This is a genomic window from Bradyrhizobium ferriligni (assembly GCF_056837965.1).
In genome coordinates this window covers 43,549-64,263 of the sequence record NZ_JBXEJO010000036.1, presented here as the reverse complement: position 1 = coordinate 64,263, position 20,715 = coordinate 43,549, and the positions used below count along the sequence as shown (strand labels likewise).

At 65.0% G+C, this 20,715-nt stretch carries 18 protein-coding genes, 1 tRNA gene and 2 riboswitches; of the genes, 5 read left to right on the top strand and 14 right to left on the bottom strand.

Annotated features, from left to right (window positions below):
• Window positions 1-125: 125 nt before the first annotated feature.
• Complete coding sequence (locus AC1VNY_RS21995; RefSeq protein WP_482406737.1) at window positions 126-1,052, top strand: ketopantoate reductase family protein; 927 nt, start codon at window positions 126-128, stop codon at window positions 1,050-1,052.
• Here AC1VNY_RS21995 and AC1VNY_RS21990 read toward each other — a convergent pair.
• The 10 genes from AC1VNY_RS21990 to AC1VNY_RS21945 form a co-directional block, all read right to left on the bottom strand.
• Window positions 1,049-1,735: an alpha/beta hydrolase gene (locus tag AC1VNY_RS21990; protein WP_482406736.1), complete on the bottom strand. Its 687-nt coding sequence runs from the start codon at window positions 1,733-1,735 to the stop codon at window positions 1,049-1,051. The two genes, AC1VNY_RS21995 and AC1VNY_RS21990, sit on opposite strands and share 4 nt — an antisense overlap.
• A complete protein-coding gene (locus tag AC1VNY_RS21985; RefSeq protein WP_018272348.1) occupies window positions 1,732-2,622 on the bottom strand; it encodes a crotonase/enoyl-CoA hydratase family protein in 891 nt (296 codons plus the stop codon). Before AC1VNY_RS21985 ends, AC1VNY_RS21990 begins: the two co-directional genes overlap by 4 nt.
• 142 nt (window positions 2,623-2,764) lie before the next feature.
• Window positions 2,765-4,183, bottom strand: coding sequence for an amidase (locus AC1VNY_RS21980; protein ID WP_482406735.1), 1,419 nt, complete (start codon window positions 4,181-4,183; stop codon window positions 2,765-2,767).
• Window positions 4,176-5,348 (bottom strand): M20 aminoacylase family protein, encoded by a 1,173-nt coding sequence (locus AC1VNY_RS21975; RefSeq protein WP_018272346.1) that lies wholly within the window; start codon window positions 5,346-5,348, stop codon window positions 4,176-4,178. Before AC1VNY_RS21975 ends, AC1VNY_RS21980 begins: the two co-directional genes overlap by 8 nt.
• Before the next feature lie 6 nt (window positions 5,349-5,354).
• Entirely contained in the window at window positions 5,355-6,875 is a 1,521-nt protein-coding gene (locus AC1VNY_RS21970) for a M81 family metallopeptidase (RefSeq protein ID WP_482406734.1), read from the bottom strand.
• 244 nt (window positions 6,876-7,119) lie between these two features.
• Complete coding sequence (locus tag AC1VNY_RS21965; RefSeq protein WP_482406733.1) at window positions 7,120-8,784, bottom strand: ABC transporter ATP-binding protein; 1,665 nt, start codon at window positions 8,782-8,784, stop codon at window positions 7,120-7,122.
• A complete protein-coding gene (locus tag AC1VNY_RS21960; RefSeq protein WP_229190462.1) occupies window positions 8,781-9,668 on the bottom strand; it encodes an ABC transporter permease in 888 nt (295 codons plus the stop codon). The genes AC1VNY_RS21965 and AC1VNY_RS21960 overlap by 4 nt, the downstream gene beginning before the upstream one ends.
• 3 nt (window positions 9,669-9,671) lie before the next feature.
• Entirely contained in the window at window positions 9,672-10,613 is a 942-nt protein-coding gene (locus AC1VNY_RS21955; protein ID WP_482406732.1) for an ABC transporter permease, read from the bottom strand.
• A gap of 160 nt (window positions 10,614-10,773) precedes the next feature.
• Window positions 10,774-12,132, bottom strand: coding sequence for a D-amino acid dehydrogenase (locus tag AC1VNY_RS21950; RefSeq protein WP_482406731.1), 1,359 nt, complete (start codon window positions 12,130-12,132; stop codon window positions 10,774-10,776).
• Between the two features lie 66 nt (window positions 12,133-12,198).
• Window positions 12,199-12,313, bottom strand: a riboswitch (glycine riboswitch).
• Between the two features lie 3 nt (window positions 12,314-12,316).
• Window positions 12,317-12,423, bottom strand: a riboswitch (glycine riboswitch).
• 91 nt (window positions 12,424-12,514) lie between these two features.
• The gene (locus AC1VNY_RS21945) at window positions 12,515-13,645 is read right to left on the bottom strand and encodes a M20/M25/M40 family metallo-hydrolase (protein ID WP_026192961.1); all 1,131 of its coding nucleotides are present in this window, start codon (window positions 13,643-13,645) and stop codon (window positions 12,515-12,517) included.
• Window positions 13,646-13,910: 265 nt separating this feature from the next.
• Between AC1VNY_RS21945 and AC1VNY_RS21940 the strand changes: the two genes are divergently transcribed.
• Complete coding sequence (locus AC1VNY_RS21940) at window positions 13,911-15,530, top strand: ABC transporter substrate-binding protein (RefSeq protein WP_482406730.1); 1,620 nt, start codon at window positions 13,911-13,913, stop codon at window positions 15,528-15,530.
• A 277-nt stretch (window positions 15,531-15,807) separates the two neighbouring features.
• On the opposite strand, the gene AC1VNY_RS21935 is transcribed toward AC1VNY_RS21940, so the two are convergent.
• A complete protein-coding gene (locus tag AC1VNY_RS21935) occupies window positions 15,808-16,128 on the bottom strand; it encodes a hypothetical protein (protein ID WP_482406729.1) in 321 nt (106 codons plus the stop codon).
• Window positions 16,129-16,295: 167 nt separating this feature from the next.
• A tRNA-Leu gene (locus AC1VNY_RS21930) sits at window positions 16,296-16,382 on the bottom strand.
• A 224-nt stretch (window positions 16,383-16,606) separates the two neighbouring features.
• Here AC1VNY_RS21930 and AC1VNY_RS21925 point away from each other — a divergent pair.
• Entirely contained in the window at window positions 16,607-17,041 is a 435-nt protein-coding gene (locus AC1VNY_RS21925) for a twin-arginine translocation pathway signal (RefSeq protein ID WP_438072455.1), read from the top strand.
• Window positions 17,042-17,080: 39 nt separating this feature from the next.
• Here the strand turns inward: AC1VNY_RS21925 and AC1VNY_RS21920 are convergent, their stop codons facing one another.
• Together AC1VNY_RS21920 and AC1VNY_RS21915 are read right to left on the bottom strand one after the other, a co-directional pair.
• Window positions 17,081-18,283, bottom strand: coding sequence for an FAD-dependent monooxygenase (locus AC1VNY_RS21920; protein ID WP_482406728.1), 1,203 nt, complete (start codon window positions 18,281-18,283; stop codon window positions 17,081-17,083).
• Between the two features lie 7 nt (window positions 18,284-18,290).
• Window positions 18,291-18,536 (bottom strand): zinc-finger domain-containing protein, encoded by a 246-nt coding sequence (locus AC1VNY_RS21915; RefSeq protein WP_018272338.1) that lies wholly within the window; start codon window positions 18,534-18,536, stop codon window positions 18,291-18,293.
• Between the two features lie 235 nt (window positions 18,537-18,771).
• Between AC1VNY_RS21915 and AC1VNY_RS21910 the strand changes: the two genes are divergently transcribed.
• Both AC1VNY_RS21910 and AC1VNY_RS21905 read left to right on the top strand, forming a co-directional pair.
• Window positions 18,772-19,905, top strand: a complete 1,134-nt coding sequence (locus tag AC1VNY_RS21910; protein WP_482406727.1) for a hypothetical protein — start codon at window positions 18,772-18,774, stop codon at window positions 19,903-19,905.
• A 57-nt stretch (window positions 19,906-19,962) separates the two neighbouring features.
• A complete protein-coding gene (locus AC1VNY_RS21905; RefSeq protein WP_482406759.1) occupies window positions 19,963-20,715 on the top strand; it encodes an alpha/beta fold hydrolase in 753 nt (250 codons plus the stop codon).

The following is a 20,715-nucleotide window of genomic DNA, read 5'->3' as shown; positions in this document are numbered from 1 at the left end:
ATAGCAGACCAAACTCTGCAGTGCAGCCAAATGACGCGATGGGCCTGACGTTCAAGGAATCGAACCCAGGTCCGCCGCGTGATATCCTCTGCCGGCTGAGTGTCGTTGCAGGGGTGGAGGATGACATGCGTATCGCTGTGATGGCGGCCGGTGCCCTCGGCGGTTATTTCGGAGCACGTATGGCCGCGGCAGGGCACGACGTGTTCTTTATCGCACGCGGCTCCAACCTCGAGGCGATCAGGAAAAACGGTCTCAAGGTCGAGAGTGTGCTTGGCAATCTTCACTTGCCTAAGCCCAACGTGACCGATGATCCTGCCACGGTCGGCCCGGTCGATATCGTTCTGTTCGCGGTCAAGCTTTGGGACAGCGAGACGGCAGCCAGGTCGTCTCTCCCCCTGGTCGGACCGCGCACCCGGGTGATCCCGTTGCAAAACGGGGTCGATAGTGCGGAGAGGATCGCCCCGATTCTCGGCGCCGACAACGTGGTCGCCGGAAGTGCCTACATTGCTACAGTGCTGTCCGCGCCTGGCGTCGTCACCCACACGAGCCAGTTCGCGCGCATGGTCTGCGGCCGAACCGACGGCAAGCCCGACGAGGGCCTCAAAGCCTTTGCCGACGCCGCGCATGCGGCCGGGATCGACATCTCGGTGTCCGACGGGATCGACCGGGAGCGCTGGCAGAAATTCGTATTTCTCGTCGGACTATCAGGCGCCACCGCAACGACTCGCCAGCCGCTGGGGCCGATCCTGGCCGACCCGGATACGCGAGCGTTCTTTTACAGCCTGATGAGCGAGGTGGTAGCGGTCGGCCGTGCCAGGGGCGTTCCGATTCCGGAGAATTTCGCCGAGGACAGAATGAAATTCGCGGAAGCATCGCCGCCCACCTTCAAGGCTTCCATGCTGCACGATCTCGAACGCGGCAACCGGCTCGAACTCGACTGGCTCGCCGGAAAGGTGGTGGAGTTCGCCCGCCCGCTTGGCATTCCGACGCCGGCCAACAATGCGGTCTATGCCATGCTCAAGCTGCACAGGATGGGTCACGCCCACGTCTAGTCCACCTGACGATTTGTGCTGAATTTGCCTTCCTGCAAGAACGCGATGGTCTGCGCGATCGCATCGGCGTTGCGCACCAGCCAGGGATGCGAGGTGCGGATCACAATGTGATCGGCCATACCCTCGAGCCTGGTGTTGGCGACCGACACCCGGCCGTCATGCGGCCGCGGCAGGCCGATGGAGGTGATCGGATAGACCGAGCGGTTGCCGGCAATGATGCCGGCGGAATAATCGATCGGCGGCAGCAGCGCGCTGGTCGCGGCATCGCGGCGGGTGACGAGCTGCTGGCCGGCCGGACCGAAATAGGCGCGATAAGCCACGAGGTTCTTCAGGCGGTCGGCGATCTCGCTGCCGCCGTTCGGCGTGCCCAGCATCACGACGCGGCCGAGCCGTGCCGGGCGATGCCTTGCCAGATAGACGCGTGCCAGAAGCCCGCCCATGGAATGGCAGGCGAAATGCACGGAGCCGTCGAGGCTGCGCGCGAATTGATCGAGCGAAGGATGGATGTCCTCGGCCAGCGCATCGAGTGGCTTGCGCCGGCTGTCATAGTCGAGATTGAGGGTGGCAAAGCCGGCAGCCCTCAGCGCCAGCTCCATCCTGCGAAACGAGCGCGCCGTCCTGCTGATGCCGTGCAGCAGGACGACGCCGTCAAGCGTGAACGCCGCTTGACGCCGTTCGCTCACTTATAGTCGCGCTCTTGCCACCACGGAAAATAGTCGGGCATGTCAGACGACACCTTGTTCTTGAACTGCGCGGGGCGCTTTTCCAGGAATGACACCACGCCTTCCTTGACGTCATCGGACCGGCCGCGGGCATAGATGCCGCGACTGTCGACCTTGTGCGCCTCCATCGGATCGTCGGCGCCCATCATGCGCCACATCATCTGGCGGATCAGCGCCACCGACACCGGCGCGGTCTTGGCCGCGAACTCCTTGGCGAGCGCGCGCGCGGTGGGCAACAGATCGTCTGGCGGCACCACCTTGCTGACGAGCCGGCCGGCGAGCGCTTCCTGCGCCGGGAAGACGCGGCCGGAGTAGCACCATTCCAGCGCCTGCGAGATGCCGACGATGCGCGGCAGGAACCAGCTCGATGCGGCTTCCGGCACGATGCCGCGCTGGGAGAACACGAAGCCGAACCGCGCGGCGTCGGAGGCGATGCGGATATCCATCGCAAGCTGCATGGTGACGCCGATGCCGACCGCCGGGCCGTTCACGGCGGCGATCACCGGCTTCAGGCACTTGAAGATCCGCAGCGTCACTTGTCCGCCGCCGTCGCGCACCTGCGGATCGCTGTAGTCGACGCTGCCGTCGGCATTGCGCTTGACCGGACCGCGCCGTGCATCGCGGTCGAACGTGTTGGCGCCGGAGGAAAGATCGGCGCCGGCGCAGAAACCGCGGCCCGCACCTGTCACGATGATGGCCCTGACGTCGTCGTCCTTGTCGGCTTTGTCGAACGCGTCGATCAGCTCCTGCTGCATCGTGGCGTTGAAGGCGTTGAGCTTGTCGGGCCGGTTCAGCGTGATGGTCAGGATCTGCTCGGCGACCTCGTACTTGATCGTCTCATACGCCATGGGGATGATTTCCTCTCGGTTTTCTTGAATGAACGGCGCTGGCGCGCGTCTCCATCCAGTTAACCCGGCAATCATCCCTTGTGAAGAACAGGGATGCGCGGACTTGGCTCCGCGCATCCCGACTTGCGTTGAGGCGCTGCTTTTACTTCTTCGGCGGCGTCGGCCACGGCTTCTGCGGGCCGCGCAGGCCTTCGAACGCCTTGCCCATGCCGAGCACGCCGATGTCGTCGAAGCGGCGGCCGATGATCTGGACGCCGATCGGAAAGCCCTTCTTGTCGTAGCCGCCGTTGATCGACAACGCGGGGTTCTCCGACATATTCCACGGCACGGTAAAGCAGATGTGCTCGAACGGCTTTGCGGGGTCGTCGAGCGGTGCGGCGAACTCCGCCGGGAAGTTCACCACCGGCGACACCGGCGAGATCACGTAGTCGACCTCGCAGAACAATTTCGCGGCGGCCGCGCGGATCGCCATCGTCTGGTTGAAGCCGCGCACCACATCGACCCCGGAGAGCTTTGCGCCGGCCTCTGCCCAGTTGAGGATGTAGGGCAGGGTCTTGCCGCGGTCGCCCTGCGACAGTTTCGACAGCTCGTCCCAGGTCCGGGCGCGCCAGAAATTGTCGAGCCCCTCAAGCATCTCGGGGGTCAGGATGCCGTCGATCTCGGTGATGACGGCGCCGGCGGATTCGAACGCCTTCGCCGCCTTCACGACGATTTCGCGAACCTCCTTCTCGACCTTCTGGCCGGAGCCGGCGTCGAGCATCAGCCCGATGCGCAGCTTGCGCGGCGACTTCTCCAGCGCCTTCCAGTTCACCTCGAGCGCCGGCAGGCTCATGCCGTCGCGGCGGTCGGGGCGCGACAATACGCTCATCATCAGCGCAGCGTCATCGACGGTGCGGGTCATCGGACCGGCGACGCGGCCGACATAGGGCGGGTCGACCGGCACGCGGCCGAGGCTCGGCTTCAATGCGACGAGGCCGCACCAGTTGGCCGGCAGCCGCACCGAGCCGCCGATATCGGTGCCGAGATGCAAGGGACCATAGCCGGCAGCACCTGCCGCGCCCGCGCCGGCGCTCGAGCCGCCGGGGTTCTTGCTGACATCCCAGGGATTGCGGGTCAGGGGATGGAACGACGACAGGCCCGACGACAGCATGCCGTAGTCCGGCATCGTGGTCTTGGAGAAGATCACGCAACCGGCCTCGCGCAGCCGCGCCGCGGGCGGTGCATCCTTCTCCGCGGGCGCCAGCTTGACGCTCGCCGCGCCCAGCGGCACCGGCTGCCCCTTGGTCGCGACATTGTCCTTGATGGTGGCGGGAACGCCATCGAGCGTGCCGGCCGGCTCGGCTTGCTGCCAGCGCTCGGTCGAGGTCTTGGCGACCTTCCGCGCCCCTTCCGGGTCGTACAGATACAGCGCCTTGATGTGCGGCTCCCAGGTCGCGACCTGGGAGATGATTTCCTCCAGCACCTCGGACGGCGAGAACTGCTTGGCACGATAGCCGGCGAGCAGGTCGACGGCGGAGAGATCGTGCAGCGACGTGATGGCGTCCCCTTTGGGCTTATGCATGCGCACCTGCCGGCATGCGTTTCTCGATGATGCGGGCGAACATGCTGGCGCCGATCGGCAGGATCTTGTCGTCGAGAACGTAACCGGGATTGTGAACGGGCACGGAGCCGTCATGGCCGACCCAGAAATACGCGCCGGGAATGGCCTGCATCATGTCGGCGAAATCCTCGCTGCCCATCTTGGGCGTCGAGCGCGTGATCACCTTGGCGGGGTCGACGACGGTGCGCGCGACTTCCTCGACGACGCGGGACTGCTCTTCCTGATTCACCAGCACGCTGAAGCCGTCGCGGATCTCGACCGAGATTTCGGCGCCATATGCCGCCGCAAAGCCGGCGGAGATTTCGCGCATGCGCTTGCGGATCAGCTCACGGATCTCGTCGGAGAAGCAGCGCACCGTGCCGCACATCCAGGCTTCGCCGGGAATGACGTTGTACGCCGACCCGGAATGGATCTGCGTGATCGACAGCACCGCAGCCTGCAGCGGATCGACGTTGCGGCTGACGATCGACTGCAACGCCTGTCCGAGCGTCATGGCGATCACGACCGCGTCCTTGGAGCGCTCCGGCATCGCGCCATGCGCGCCGTAGCCCTGGATCCTGATGTCGAAGAAGTCGGCTGCGGCCATTGCCGGGCCCGGCAGGATGGCGATCTCGCCATGGTTGAGGTCAGGCGCGTTGTGCAGGCCATAGACCTCGTCGCAGGGGAACTGCTTGAACAGGCCGTCCTTGATCATGGCGCGCGCGCCGCCGAGGCCTTCCTCGGCCGGCTGGAAGATGAAATGCACGGTGCCGTCGAAATTGCGGGTCTCGGCGAGATAGCGTGCCGAGCCGAGTAGCATCGTGGTGTGGCCGTCATGGCCGCAGCCGTGGAAGCGGCCGGGAATGGTGGAGCGCCACTTCAGATTGGTGTTCTCTTCCATCGGCAGCGCGTCCATGTCGGCGCGCAGGCCGATCTTCTTGGTGCCGTTGCCCTTGCCCTTGAGCACACCGACCACGCCGGTGCCGCCGAGGCCGCGATGCACCTCGATGCCCCAGCTCGCGAGCTTGTCGGCGACGATGCCTGAGGTGCGGACCTCCTCGAAGCCGATCTCGGGATGCGCATGCAGATCCCGTCTGATGGCGGTGAGTTCGTCGGCAAAACTGTCGATGCGCTCAATGGTCGGCATGGCTCTCTATCCGTTTGTGCGTGATGGGGAGGTGGGTGTGAAAGCAGGGCCGTTCGGCTTGATACGAATGCCGGGACGCAAATGTTTCCACGGCAGCGTGGCGGTATCGGCGGGCATCGCACCGGGAGCGGCGCAAATCAGAAGTTTCTCGGCGATCGGCTCGAAATCGGCGCGGAAGTGCACCGAGCTCTTGTTGACCAAAATCTTCTGTGCCGTCGGCTCGATGCCGACATAGCGGTACATCGCCTGGTCGGCAAGCTGGGCCTTGTAGGAGCCGACCACGACGCGGACGTCGCCGACCCGCAGGCAGGCCGAGGGCCCCATATCCATGTCGCGGCCGCCGAAATAGGGGCCGGGAGCCACGAATTTGCCATCCGCGAGCTGTTCGACGACAAAAGTCTCCCGGTATGGCGCGTCGCCGGGAATACCGGACTTGCCGCCGAGCTCGAGCGTGACTGATGCCCCGACACCGGCGGTGTGCGCGGCCTTCGCGGACTGCGGATCATAGATCACGCCGGTTGCGGCACTCGCCCTGTTGCGCACCAGCGCGCGCAGCATGCCGGTGGTGTCGGAATCGCCGCCGGCGCCGGGATTGTCCTGGGTGTCGGCGATGATGATCGGCCGGCTGGCCGATTTCGCCAGTTCCATCGCCAGCCGCACGCCTTCGTCGGGCGAATAGATCCGGCCGTCGAAATCGTCCTCATGGCTCTCGACCAGGGCGACGACCTTGTCGGCGGCGGCATCCGCTTCGGCCTGGGTCCGGCCATAGGCGAACACGCTCGGCCCGCAATCCCTGAAATCGGCCGCGGGGAAGCCCGGCGCAAACGACAGCGTCGGCACCGCGTCGCTCTCGAGCGCGGCGAGCTTTTGATAGATGCCTTTTGTGGGCTGGTCGTTGGTGCATTGCCAGCTGATCGGGATCAGGAACGGCAATTGCCGGAATGCCTTGGCGAAGCGCTGCCTGGACTTGAGCATCAGCGCCAGATGCCGGGCGCAGGCGCGGCCGGTTTCGGCCATGTCGACATGCGGATAGGTGCGGTAGGCAATCAGCGCATCGGCATGCTCGATCATCTTCGGTGAGACGTTCGCATGCAGATCGAGGCTCGCCACCAGCGGCAGGTCGTTGCCGATCGCCTTGCGCACGCGGGCCAGCGTCTCGCCTTCACCGTCGTCATAATGCTCGGTGACCATGGCGCCGTGCAGGTCGAGATAGACGGCGTCGATCGGTCCGGCCGCGGCGATGCCGTCGACCATTTCGGTCACGATCCGCTCATACGCATCCTTGCTGACATGCGCCGACGGGCTCGCCGCGGCGAAGATCGTCGGCACCAGCTCCCAGCCATTGGCTTCCGCCGCCTCGACAAACCCGGCAAGGCCGACATTGATCTTGCGCATGACCTTCAGCACGTCGGCGCCATGCGTCATCGACGGCCAGCCGCCGCCATGCACGAAATCGTCATAGGTTGCCTTCGTCGGTGCGAAGGTATTGGTCTCGTGCAGGAAGCCGCCGACGGCAATGCGGGTCATCAAGTTGGTCTCGATACGTTTCTTCGATCATGATGCGATCGTGACGACGCGCGTCATGATCTCATCTCGTTGGTTGGAGCGTGATCTCCGGGGAAGATCGGTGTCCACCGTCAGAGCCACGCTCTAGCGCGCGACGTTAAGCGTGTCGTCGCGCCAAGCGCAAGCCGTGGAGCACTTCCGGATTTGCATGCCCTATGGGCGTATTGAGGGCCCAAAGGTACGTCGTGAGGCTAAGGCTAAAGACTTAGGCTGTTGCCACGAGGCCTTCCGAAACCGGGCGGAAATTCGCAAAATCCCAGCCGCGTCCGGGCGCCGCATCGAGCAGCGCGCGGGTATAGGCCTGCTGCGGATTGGTCAGCACCTCGGCGGCCGGTCCCTGTTCCACGACGCGGCCATGCTGCATCACGGCGACGTCGTCGCAGATTTGTGCGGCGACGCGCAAATCATGCGTGATGAACAGCAACGCGATGCCAAGCCGGCGCTGGATCTCGTCAAGCAGATCCAGCACCTGCGCCTGCACCGAGACGTCGAGCGCGGACACCGCCTCATCCGCGACGAGCACGTCGGGATCGAGCGCCAGCGCGCGCGCGATCGCGATGCGTTGGCGCTGGCCGCCGGAGAACTGGTGCGGATAGCGCGAGATGGCGTCGGGCGGCAGATGGACGAGCTCGAGCAGCTCGCGCGCCCGCGCCAGCGCATCCTTGCGCGGCATGCCGTAATTGACCGGGCCTTCCGCGATGCTCTCGCCGACGGTGACGCGGGGATTGAGCGAACGGTAGGGATCCTGGAAGATGATCTGGATCTTCTGGCGATGCGGCTGCAACAGCCGGCGCGACAGGTCGGAGATCTCGCGGCCGGCGAGGCGCACCCCGCCCGAGGTCGGATCGATCAGGCGGACGATGCAGCGCGCGACCGTCGACTTGCCGGAACCGCTTTCGCCGACGATGCCGAGCGTGCGGCCCTTGCGCAAGGTGAGGGTAACGTTGCTGGCGGCGGCGACCTCGCGGGCTTTGCCGTACAGCGACCGCTCCCGGTAGACCTTGCTGAGCTCGTTGGCTTCCAGCACCACCGGCTCGGTCGTCTCCGGGCGCGGCGCGCGCGGCACCAGGCTCGGCACCGAGGACAAGAGGTTGCGGGTGTACTCCATCTTCGGATTGCGCAGCACGTCCTGCAGCGGGCCGGTTTCGACCAGGCGGCCGTGCCGCATCACCGCGACGCGGTCGGCGATCTCGGCCACCACGCCCATGTCGTGGGTGATGAACAGAACAGCGGTGCCGTGATCGCGTTGCAGGTCGCGGATCAAGGTGAGGATCTGCTTCTGCGTGGTGACGTCGAGCGCGGTGGTCGGCTCATCGGCGATCAGGAGCTTCGGCTCCAGCACCAATGCCATCGCGATCATGATGCGTTGGCGCTGACCGCCCGACAGGCGGTGCGGGTAGGAGGAGAAGATGCGCTCCACGTCCGGCAGCCGCACATGCTCCATCATCGCCAGGATCTTCTGGCGCCGCGCGCGGGAGTCGAGATCGGTGTGGGCACGCAGCACCTCGTCGATCTGGCGGCCGACCGGCACGACGGGATTGAGCGCGGTCATCGGCTCCTGGAAGATCATCGCCATCCGCGTGGCGCGGAGCTGGCGCAGCCGCCGGTCGCTGGCGGTGAGCAGTTCCTCGCCGACCAGTTTGACGCTGCCGCCGGACGGCACCAGCGTGCCCTTCTGCAGCAGGCCCATCACGGTGAGCGATGTCACCGACTTGCCCGAGCCGCTTTCGCCGACCAGGCACAGCGTCTCGCTTTCACGGACCTGCAGCGACAGGTCGTCGATGATGCGATGCGCATCCGCCTTGCGGCCGAGGCCGACGACGAGATTGTTGATGTCGAGAACGACGTTGGAAGAGTTGGTTGCGGTCACTTGCCCTCACGCTGCTTCATGCGGGGATCGAGCGCGTCGCGCGCGGCGTCGCCGATCAGGTTGACGCTGAGAATGGCGATCGAGAGCAGCAGCCCCGGCCAGAAGATCAGCGACGGCTTGACCTGGAAATAGGCGCGGCCCTCGGCCATGATGTTGCCCCAGGTCGGCGTTTCCGGCGAGATGCCGGCGCCGAGGAACGACAGGATCGCCTCGGTCAGGATTGCTGACGCGCAGACATAGGTGCCTTGCACGATCAGCGGCGCGATGGTGTTCGGCATCAAATGCCGCCACATGATCTTCGGCAGGCTGGTGCCGAGCGAGATCGCGGCCTCGACATAAGGCTCCTCGCGCGCAGTCAGCACCACCGAGCGCACCAGCCGCGCCACGCGCGGGATCTCGGGGATGGTGATCGCGACCATCACGGTCCAGATGCTGGCACCCGACAGCGACACCACGGCGATCGCGAGCAGGATGGCGGGGATCGCCATCAAGCCGTCCATCACGCGCATCAGCACCGCATCGACCCAGCGGAAGAAGCCGGCGACGAGGCCGATCAGAAGGCCGATGGCGATCGAGCAGACGGCGGCGCCGAGCCCGATCACCAGCGAGATCCGTGCGCCGTAGATGATGCGCGACAACAGGTCGCGGCCATAGGCGTCGGTGCCGAGCAGATATTGCGCGCTCGACGGCTTCAGCCGCTGCGACGGCGTCAGCAGCAGAGGATCATGCGGCGCAAGCAGCGGCGCGAAGATCGCCATCAGGATGATGAGGGCGAGGCTGATCGTCGCAATCGCGATGATCGGCGTCGACGTCAGGAAGCCGAACTTGACGCGGAACGGCCGGGTGACGGGAAGCGAGGATTCGGGAAGGGTTTCGATCGCCATTGCTCAGTACCGGATACGAGGATCGAGCAGGGTGTAGGCGAGGTCGATCAACAGATTGACCGCGACGTAGATACCCGACGTCAACAGGATCATCGCCTGGATCACCGGATAGTCGCGCGCCAGCACAGCATCGACGGTGAGGCGGCCGATGCCGGGCAGGTTGAACACGCTTTCGGTGACGACGACCCCGGAGATCAACAGCGCGAAGCCGGAACCGATCACCGTGATGACCGGCACGGCCGCGTTGCGCAGCGCATGGCGCAGCAGCACGCCGGTCTCGCCGATGCCCTTGGCGCGCGCGGTGCGCACGTAATCCTCACCGAGCACGTCGAGCATCGAGGCCCGCGTCATGCGCGCGATGAGGGCGACGTAGATGAAGGAGAGGGTGCAGGTCGGCAGGATGATGCGCTGGAAGAACGGACCGAAGCCGGCCGAGATGCTCTTGAAGCCCTGCACCGGCACCCAGCGCAGATCGATCGCAAAGATCTGGATCAGCACATAGCCGATCACGAACACCGGCACCGAGAAGCCGAGCACCGACAGTCCCATCACGAAGCGGTCGATCCAGGTGCCGTGTTTCCACGCCGCGATCACGCCGAGCGGCACCGCGACCAGGATCGAGAGGATGATGGTGGCCAGCGCGACCGAGATCGACGGCTCGAGGCGCGGGCCGATCATTTCGAGGATCGGCTTGTTCGAGATCAGGGAAACACCGAGGTCGCCGTGCAACAGCTTGGCGACCCAGGTGTAGAACTGGATGTAGATCGGCTCGTTCAGACCAAGCGAAGTCCGGATGCGTTCGAGCTGTTCGGGCGTCGCGTTGTCGCCGGCGAGGATGGCGGCCGGGTCGCCCGGCGTCAGCCGCAGCAACAGGAACACGAACAGAGCCACCACGCCCATCACGGGAATGGCGGCGAGGATGCGGCGAAGCAGATATCCGAGCAAATTTGATCCGTTGGGTTGTGGTCGATGAAGTCCCCAGCGGGACCGTTGCACACCAGACCGTAGCACAGATGGTAGCAGACTCACGGTAGAACTTGAGCAAGTCCCATGCCATCGGTGCTGCGGATTTTGCGGTGCAGCTAATCAGTCCTGTTGGCCGCGATTATTCCTCCGGTGAAGTTCGAAGCAGTCCACTGGAAGGTGGATTGATTTCAGCTTTGCGCGCGTTGGCAGGCACATCGAGCCCGGCACCGAACGTCGGCGCCATCGGCGGCGTGTCGAGGTCGCGCCAATCGTCGATCGCCTGGGCCACCATCTGCGCCGTCGCCGCCGAGAGCGTCCAGCCGAGATGACCGTGGCCCGTGTTGTAGAACACGCCCGGAATCCGTCCGGCGCGAACCACCGGCATCATGTTCGGCATCATCGGACGCAGGCCCGCCCAGGGCACGACTTTCGACGTATCGATGTTTGGGAAATGATGCCGCACCCAATCCACCAGCGGTTGAATGCGGTCGGCGCGAATGTCGCGGTTGAAACCGTTGAACTCGGCGGTACCGGCGACGCGGAAGCGGTCGGCGCCGAGCCGGCTGGTGACGATCTTCGCAGCTTCATCGAGCAGGCTGACGGTCGGGGCCGCATTCCGGCTTTGCGGCGCATCGAGCTGCACCGTGATCGAATAACCCTTCACCGGATAGACGTTGACGCGGTCGTTGAGCAGGCTGGCGAAGTGGCGGCTCGCCACGCCGGCGCAAATCACGATCCCGTCCGCTTGCAATTGATGGCGCGTCGCGACCGCAGCATCATCTGAAGCAACTTCGTTCCAGCCGATGCGGAAGCCGTCTCCGCCGCGTGCGATCGTGTCGACGTCGGCTTCATGGACAAAGCTCGCGCCACGACGGATGCAGGCGTCGGCAAGCCCACGCGTGAATTTGTGGATATCGCCGGTCGCGTCCGACGGCGTGAAGAAGCCGCCATAGCAGCTTGTCTGCAGCGCGGGTTCGATGACGCGGATTTCGTCTGATGTCACCGGCCGGCGGTCGAGCCCGCCCTGCTGCAGCAGCGTGTTGACCTTGAGGCCGGCTTCGAAGCCGGCCCTGTCGTGATAGACGTGCAGGATGCCGCGGCGTTCGAGATCGAAGGCGATGTTCTCGCGCTGTGCGATCGAGAACAGGTGCTTGCGCGCTTCGATTGCGAGCCGCGTGGTCTCGATGGTGTTGCTGCGATAGCGGCCGATGCTGCCGACGAACTCGCCGATCCAGGAATATTTGTGCCAGCTCGGCTTTGGGTTCATCAGCAGCGGCGCGTCGCTTCTGAGCATCCAGCGCAGACCCTTGAGGATGGTCGCAGCACTGTTCCAGACTTCGGCGTTGCTGGCGGAAAGCTGTCCGCCATTGGCGAACGAGGTTTCCATCGCGGCGTAGCGATGTCTGTCGAGGACACTCACCTTGTAGCCGCGTTCAAGCAGGGCATAGGCCGTCGTTACGCCAGTGATGCCGGCGCCGATAATCGCGATATGTGGCATGATGGTCTTCAGGCTCCCGTGGGTTAGAGTCGCCGAACCACCGGTGAAACCGGCATTCGGCGCCCCATCTGTCACGGTACCTGAGAGCTTGATCCGCATCGGGCCGGGGCCAGAAGCGAACTATCCCCTTCGGTGGACGTCATGGCCCTTGATGTGCGGCCATGTTCGTCTCTCTCCAGATCGTCCTGACGATACAGTCCTTTTGCCTGAGAGTTTCCGGGGCGGTTGCTCCGTCGGCGCCGAAGGCAACAACACGAATGTTGTCGCTTCGATCTCTCCCGCATCGTCGCGTTGGACGGCCGGACCGTAGGCGAAGCCTTAAAAATGGACAAGGCTAAATTTCGGTCCGGCAGTGCCAACGTGTTGTGCAGTGCAATCGATGTCAGTCCAGCGTCGCCAGCAGTGCTGCCATCAGGCGGCCGCGCTCGGCGAGGCTGTCGACCTCGATATGTTCGTTGAGCGTATGCGCATCGGCGCCGCGAACGCCGAGGCCGTCGAGCGTGGGGATGCCCATCGCGCCGGTGAAGTTGCCGTCCGAGCCGCCGCCGGCGCTGCCGTGCGGCAGATCGAGACCCATCGCCGCCGCAAGGCCTTTTGCCTTTTCATAGAGCGCCATGGTGCCAGCATCGGGCTCCCACACCGGGCGAGTGACGCCGCGCGTCACCTTGAAGGTGACGTCGTTGGCGGTGCCCGACAGTGCCAGCATGCGCTCGACCCCACGGTCGAGATCGGCCTGGCGCTTGGCCATGCTGAGCGCTTCGCCGGTACAGGTCGTTGCGACGCAATTGACCCACTGGCCGCCATGCACGATGCCGACCGAGAATGTGCAGTCCTCGGTGGTCATGCCGTCGATGGCGATGATCTGCCGCGCCATCTCGCGGATCGCGGAACGCCCGGAAGACAGCGTCGCGCCGGCATGGCTGGGCTTGCCGGTGGCTTCCAGATTGAAGCGCGCGATCGCATAGCGGCCGGTGACGACGCCGTTGTTCGGCCGACCGGGCTCCGGCACCAGCACGTATTTGTTGCGCGCGGCTTCCGCCTCGATGATGTCGCGCGTCGACGGCGTGCCGACCTCTTCATCGGGGGTGAACAGCACGGTGATCGGCAGCGGTGTCGTGAAGGAGGCGCGCGCCAACTGCCTGATCGCCTCGATCGACAGATAGTTGCCGCCCTTCATGTCGAAGATGCCCGGCCCGAAGCACTTGTTGCCTTCGCGCCGCCACTTCAGCTTCTCGATGGTGCCGACCGGGTGCACGGTGTCCAGATGGCCGGCGATCAGGATGCCGGGCTGGCCTTGTTTCGGATGGGGGAAACGGGCGCGGACGCAGCCCGCAAAGCCCTGGCGTCCGGCGATGCGCTCGATCGTCGCACCCATGATCGCCATCTCGCGGGCGGCGAGATCGAGCATGCGCTCGACCGCGGCCGCGTCCCAGGTCGGGCTTTCGCATTCCACCCAGCTGCGCAGGCCCTGCAGCATCGTTTCGGAATCAAAGGGGAGATTGGCTGGGTTCATCGTTTTTCTCTCTTGTTGTTCTGACGGCGCCGGCATCGCGCGCGCGTTACGAAAATCTCAGCCGACGATTTTGTAAAGCCAAAATCTGGCGTGCGGCCTCATTCGTTTGTGTACGTCCGATGCGGCCTGAAACCGATTGACGCGCTTGGCGCTTGGTGCAAGTCTCGATTTCACAAGCCATACAGCATGTTAGTTCGCCTAAATAACGAACCGCATGCATAACGAATAAGCCGGCTTTGACCAGTTACACGTCAGGAGAGATTGCATGTTCCCTATCTCGCGTTGGAAACACCGCACGCTAGCGGCCGCGTTGACGGCGCTCGCGCTGTCGTTCGCGCCGCAGGAATTGTCATTCGCACCGCAGGCGATGGCCGCGGGCAAGACCATCACCGCGGTGATGCATTCGGATCTGCGCGTCATCGACCCGATCATGACCACGGCCTACATCACCCGCGATCATGGCTACATGATCTATGACACGCTGCTGGCGACGGATTCCAATTTCAAGATCCAGCCGCAGATGGCGGACTGGAAGGTTTCCGACGACAAGCTGACCTACACGTTCACGCTGCGCGACGGCCTGAAGTGGCACGACGGCGCGCCGGTCACCGCGGAAGACTGCGTCGCCTCGCTGCAGCGTTGGGGCAAGGTCGACGGCATGGGCCAGAAGCTGATGGACTTCGTCGCGAGCCTGGAGGCGACCGACGCCAAGACCATCACGCTGAAGCTGAAGGAACCCTACGGCCTCGTGCTGGAATCAATCGGCAAGCCGTCGTCGCGCGTGCCGTTCATGATGCCGAAGCGTCTTGCCGAGACGCCGCCGGACAAGCCGATCCCGGAACAGATCGGCTCCGGACCGTTCAAATTCGTGCAGGCGGAATTCCAGCCGGGCGTGAAGGCGGTCTATGAGAAGAACAAGGACTACGTGCCGCGCAAGGAGCCGGCGAGCTGGACCGCCGGCGGCAAGGTGGTCAAGGTCGACCGCGTCGAGTGGGTCACGATGGCCGATGCGCAGACCGCGGTGAATGCGTTGCAATCCGGCGACATCGATTTCATGGAGAACCTTCCGTTCGACATGCTGCCGGTGCTCGAAGCCAATCCGGATCTCAAGATCGACGTCCTGAACAAGTTCGGCTTCCAGACCCTCGGACGCATGAACTTCCTCTATCCGCCGTTCGACAATCCGAAGGTGCGCCGGGCTGCGTTCCTGGCGATGAACCAGAAGGACGTGCTCGACGCGCTGGTCGGCAACGCCAAGTACCAGAAGATCTGCGGCGCCTTCTTCGTCTGCGGCACGCCGCTCGAGACCGACGTCGGGGCCGAAACGCTGGTGAAGGGCAACGGCCTGGCGGAAGCCAAGAAGGCGCTCGCCGCGTCCGGCTATGACGGCACCCCCGTGGTGATCATGGCGCCGGGCGACGTCACGACGTTGAAGGCCCAGCCTGTCGTGGCCGCGCAGCAGCTGCGCGAGGCCGGCTTCAAGGTCGACCTGCAGGCCACCGACTGGCAGACCGTGGTGACCCGCCGCGCCAGCCAGAAGCCGCCGAAGGAAGGCGGCTGGAACATGTTCTTCACCAACTGGGTCGCGGCCGACGTCTCCGATCCGATCGTCAACGCGTCGATCACCGGTCGCGGCAAGAATGGCGGCTGGTTCGGCTGGGCCGAAGACCCGAAGATCGAGGAGCTGCGTGACAAGTTCGCACGCGCCGGCTCGGCTGAGGAAAAGAAGAAGATCGCCGCGGAAATCCAGACCGAGGCCTACGATCAGGTGATCTACATTCCGCTCGGCCAGTACACCATTCCGAGCGCGTGGCGGAAGTCGCTCACCGGTGTGCTCGACGGTCCGGCGACGCCGATCTTCTGGAATATCGACAAGTCCGAGTAAGCTTGCGGCTTGACGCAAAACGAATGGCCGGGACTTGTCCCGGCCATTTTTCTTTTCGCGCTGTCGCTTGTCAGGTGTGGCTGTCGCGAAGCTGCTCCAGTCCGTCGCTAAGCGGTGGCCCGCCTGGTGGCGCGCTGTGCGGTGGGGAGGGGCGCTCCTTGCGCTGATCGCATTGGTCGGTTGCGCGCTTTGCGGATGGATCGTCGTTCGGCATCGTCATGCTCCAATTGCGGCACGACAACGTAGATGCAGTGCACGGGTTCCGAGCCGGCGGCCGCTAATCGCCGTGGTCTGGTCTCATGCTGCTCGGGCTCGACAGGCTCGTGAGCTGCGTCGGTCCAATACCGGTTCCGTTCATCCAGACCGCCGCTCCACCGGCCAACGCGAGCAGTCCGCATACCATGATCGCGCCGCGGATCCATCGCCGGTAGATTGCGCGGTCGTCGGGCGCAGCGCCGCGGAAATTCCGTGCATTGAGCCCGTTGCTGCAATGAGCCACATCGTCGCCGTGCTGGAGCGTAGAGGCACCGTGATCGCGCGCCTTGCCGCCAGCAATCCGATTGCTCTTCGCAATCCGATTGCGGTTTGCAATCTCCATCGCCGCCTCCGACCAAAATTGATCTCGAAATGCAACAGCCGCGAAAATGCGCGGCCGGAATTTCCAATGCGGGAAGACTACGACAGTCAGCGATCGCGGCGTGTGAACTGCGCCACAGCCGGAAAACACGACGCTGACCCGCTCGGGTGCGCGTGGCATGCGAAGGCTGGTGCGGGCGGTGGGACTCGAACCCACACGACGTTGCCATCGAGGGATTTTAAGTCCCTTGCGTCTACCAGTTCCGCCACGTCCGCGTTGCGCCAGGCGCGCCGATTTCTAGCGCGTTTGGGCGCGGAGTGGAATTGTCATTATCCGGTGCTAACAGGTGAGCTTTCAAAGGCTTAAACCGCGGCCCGCAATTCCATTTGCCTCGGCGGCCGAGCATTGGGATAAGCAGCGCGCCGCCGCGATTGAGCCTCAATCCGGACACCGGTGGCTGCTTTAGGCAATCTCAACACTGTCCGGTTAAGAAAGCTGAATGTCTGTTCGTTTCCCACGCCGCCTGATGCTGTCGCGCGCGGCGGCCGTCATTGCGCTGCTCGCTTCGGCCGCGGGCGTGTCCGGCTGCGCGCAGATCGGCGACACCGTGCCGTCGGCATTCGCCGATCCCGCCAAGTACGAGCTTTATGATTGCAAGCAGCTCGAGAACGAGCGCAGCAATCTCAAGACCCGCGCGGCGGATCAGGAAAAGTTGATGGCCAAGGCGGAGACCGGCGTCGGCGGTACTGTCGTCTCCGAGATGGTCTATCGTAACGAGCTGATCTCGATCCACTCCCAGCAGAAGCTGGCGGATGAGGCCTGGCGCAAAGGCAGGTGCCATGAAAGCACGCCGGACACGCCTGCGGCCGCTGCCCCCGCTGCTCCCACGCCGGCGGCGAAGGGCCCGCGCGCGCCACGGGGCCTCGTCCACTAAGCCTGCGTTTCCAGACGAGCCGGTCGTGATTGGCCGAGCTCAGGCGCGCCAATCGTAGATCCAGTCCTGCCGCGCCAACATGCGCTCCGGACCGATGGCGCGGATCGCTAGATCGCGCGCGATCGCCGCCGGCCCGCCCAAATGATAGATGCGGCCCTGCTGTCGCGCCAGGCGCTGCACTTTCAGCACGCGCCCGCGCCGCATCCGTGCGTAGCGCTTCAGCGCGGCGGGAATGCCTGCGGTGTTTTCCCCGGTGCTGTCGCTCAAGGCCTTGGCGAGCACGGCCGCGTCCTCGATCGCCATGCCGGCGCCTTGTGCGGCAAACGGCAACATCGCATGCGCGGCATCGCCGAGCAGCGTCACCGCGCCTTCGCTCCAGCGGCCGATGTCGGGCAGGGTGAACAGCGCCCATTTGCGCCAGCCGTCGACCGCGCCGATCAGCATCCGCGCCGTCGCCGGCCAGCGCGCGGTGGCGAATGCAGCCTTGATCTCGTTGATGTCGCCGGGCTCGCTCCAGCCCGGCCGGTTCCAGGTGCCCGATACGATCGCGACCACGTTGATCTGACGTCCGGCCGAGATGGGATAGGCGACGAGATGCGCGTCCCGTCCCATCCAGAGCTGCACGCGCGGTGCGGCGTATTCACGCGGCAGGGCGGTGGCGTCCAGCGTGCCGCGCCAGGCGATCAGGCCGGAGAATTGCGGCTGTACATCCGGAAACAAATGCCCGCGCACCGACGACCAGATGCCGTCGGCGCCGATCAGCGCGACGGCCAATTCCTCCTGCCGTGAATTGCCGCGGCGTTGGACGACGGTGAGGCCTCTCGCATGCTTGGTCACATCCTCGAACTGGCAGCCGAGCCGCAGATCGATATCGGGATGGTCGTTGACGGCCGCCTGCAGCGCGGCCTGCAGGTCGGCGCGGTGGATCACCCAATAGGGTGCGCCGGCGCGGAACTCGGCGGCCTGGCCAAGAGGCATCCGTGCGATCTCGCCACCGGCCCGCGCGCTCAGGATGTTGACGGATTCAGGCGTGACCGCGCGCCGCGCAAGCGGTTCCTTGAGCCCGAGCTCGACCAGGATGCGGCTGGCATTGGGAGAGAGCTGGATGCCGGCGCCGGCTTCCTCGAGCCGTTCGGCCTTCTCCAGCACGACGACGCGAAAGCCCTGTGCCGCCAGTGTCAGCGACGCCGTCAGTCCTCCGATCCCGGCGCCTGCAACGATGACGGTTCGCGTCAGCGCCACGGAGCGGTCAGGCGACCTTGTCTTTCAGCACGCATTCCGGCGGCCGCGCTTCGCCGGCCGCGAGGTCGGACGCGAAGCGATAGAGCGTCGAGCAGTACGGACAGATGATCTCGTTGTCGTTGCCGAGGTCGAGGAACACGTGCGGATGGTCGAACGGCGGGTTGGCGCCGACGCACATGAACTCCTGCGATCCGATTTCGATCACCGAGACACCGGCATCGTTATGGAAGTGCGGGACGACGTGGTCGGACATATTCTCACCTTGATGGCAACGATGGGCAGACGCAATCAACAGCATGCGGCATCGCGAAATGCCGCGCACCATACTGGCGGGAACAGTTGATTCCTAGAGCCCCCGATGGCTCATTTGCTCATGCAAATTCGACACAATCTTGTCGTCCCAGAGAAGCCCTCCTTTGGTCGGAGCCGTTGTGTCGCAAAAACGGCACACTATCTCCAAGGCGAATAAAACTAGAGGTTTTAGCGGGATGAATCGGGTGCGCGTCAGCTTGGCGGTGGTCGGCGTGGCGGCAAGTGCTGCCGTGGGCGCGGCTATTTGGCCGCACGCCCGTGACGCCGGCACCGTGCTGGCGGCGCGGGACGATCCCGCTGCGCTCGCCGACATCAGGCTCAATTCCGTGCTGCGCAACAACCCGGCGTTGATCTCGGACAATATCGAGGCGGCGCTGGCCTCCGGCGATGCCGACCTTGCGATGAGCTTTGTCGAACTCGCCGGCGAGCAGAACATCGCACTTGGTGATGATCTCACCAAGCGCGTCGATGACGCGCGCGCCGAGCAATCATCCACCATTCATTTCGCCAAAGGCTTCGCCACCGGCCTGGTCACCGGCAATGCCGACGATGTCGCAAGCCTGTCCGGCACGGTCGCCGGCGACCTGTTCGTGTTCGGCGATGTCAGGGACGTCGTGCGCGAGGGCAAGCACCTCGTGATGGGCGAAGACACCGACCAGCTGGTGCTCGGCCTTGCGGCCGCCGGGCTTGCGGTGACCGCGGCCACCTATGTGTCGGTCGGCGGCGCCGGGCCGCTGCGCGCCGGGCTGACGCTGGTCAAGGATACGCGCAAGGCCGGGCGGCTGAGCGAGGGGATGATCGAATGGGCCGGGCGTTCGACCCGCGAGGTCGTCGACCAGCCGGCGCTGCGCGAGGCGGTCGTCTCCGGCTCGGTGCTGCGGCCGGTGCAAACCGCAACCGCGATCCGCGCGGCATTCCGCGCCGAGAAGGCCGGCGCGCTGGTGCGCGTCGCCAAGGACGTCGGGCGCATCGGCGAGGCGGCCGGGGTTCGCGCTGCGCGGGATACGCTGAAGGTCGCCGAGAACCCGAAGGAGATCGCGCGGGCGGCGCGGATCGCCGAGGCGAAGGGCGGCCAGACCCGCGCGATCCTGAAGCTGCTCGGCCGCGGCGCGCTGCTGCTGGCGGCCGGCGCATTCAATCTCACCATGTGGCTGTTCGGCGCGCTGCTGGCGCTGTTCGGCTTCCTGTCGTCGATCAAGGCCACCACCGAACGGGCCACCGCCTGGTGGCTCAGACGAAGCAAGGCGCTGCGCCTGAAGCGGCAGATGGCCGCGCAGGCTACCTTGGCGAGTATGCCCGCCCAGGGTTAGGCTTGCGGTCGCCTGTCGATCGCCAATCGCAAATCCCAAGAAGAAACGGAATGGATGATGCCGAGTTTCCATCACGGCGATGTTGAAATTGCCTATATCGACGAAGGCGCGGGCGAACCGATCGTGCTGGTGCACGGCTTTGCCTCGAGCAAGAACGTCAACTGGATCTACCCGACCTGGGTGTCGGATCTGGTCAAGGCCGGCCGTCGCGTGATCGCGCTCGACAATCGCGGCCACGGCGAATCCGCCAAGCTCTACGATGCCGCGCAGTACGAGATCGCGACCATGGCCGGCGACGTGATCGCGCTGATGGACCATCTCGGAATCACGCGCGCCGACATCATGGGCTATTCGCTGGGCTCGCGGATGACGGCGATCCTGGCGCGAGAGAATCCCGATCGGGTGCGCTCGGCGATTCTTGGCGGGATCGGCATCGGACTGATCGAGGGCGGCGGTCCCGGCGAGACGGTCGCGCTGGCGCTGGAGGCGCCGTCGCTCGACGACGTCACCGACCCGGTCGGCCGTACCTTCCGCGCCTTTGCCGATCAGACCCGCTCCGACCGCCGCGCGCTCGCCGCCTGCCTGCGCGGTTCGCGCCGCCTGATGACGCGCGAGGAGGCGGCCGGCATCCGCGTGCCGGTCTTGATCGCGGTCGGCAGCAAGGACGAGATCGCGGGCTCGGCGTCAGCGCTCGGCCGGATCATTCCGGGCTCGGAGGTGCTCGACATTCCGAACCGCGATCACATGCGGGCGGTCGGCGACAAGGTCTACAAGACCGGGGTCATCGACTTCCTGTCGCGGCGAAAATAG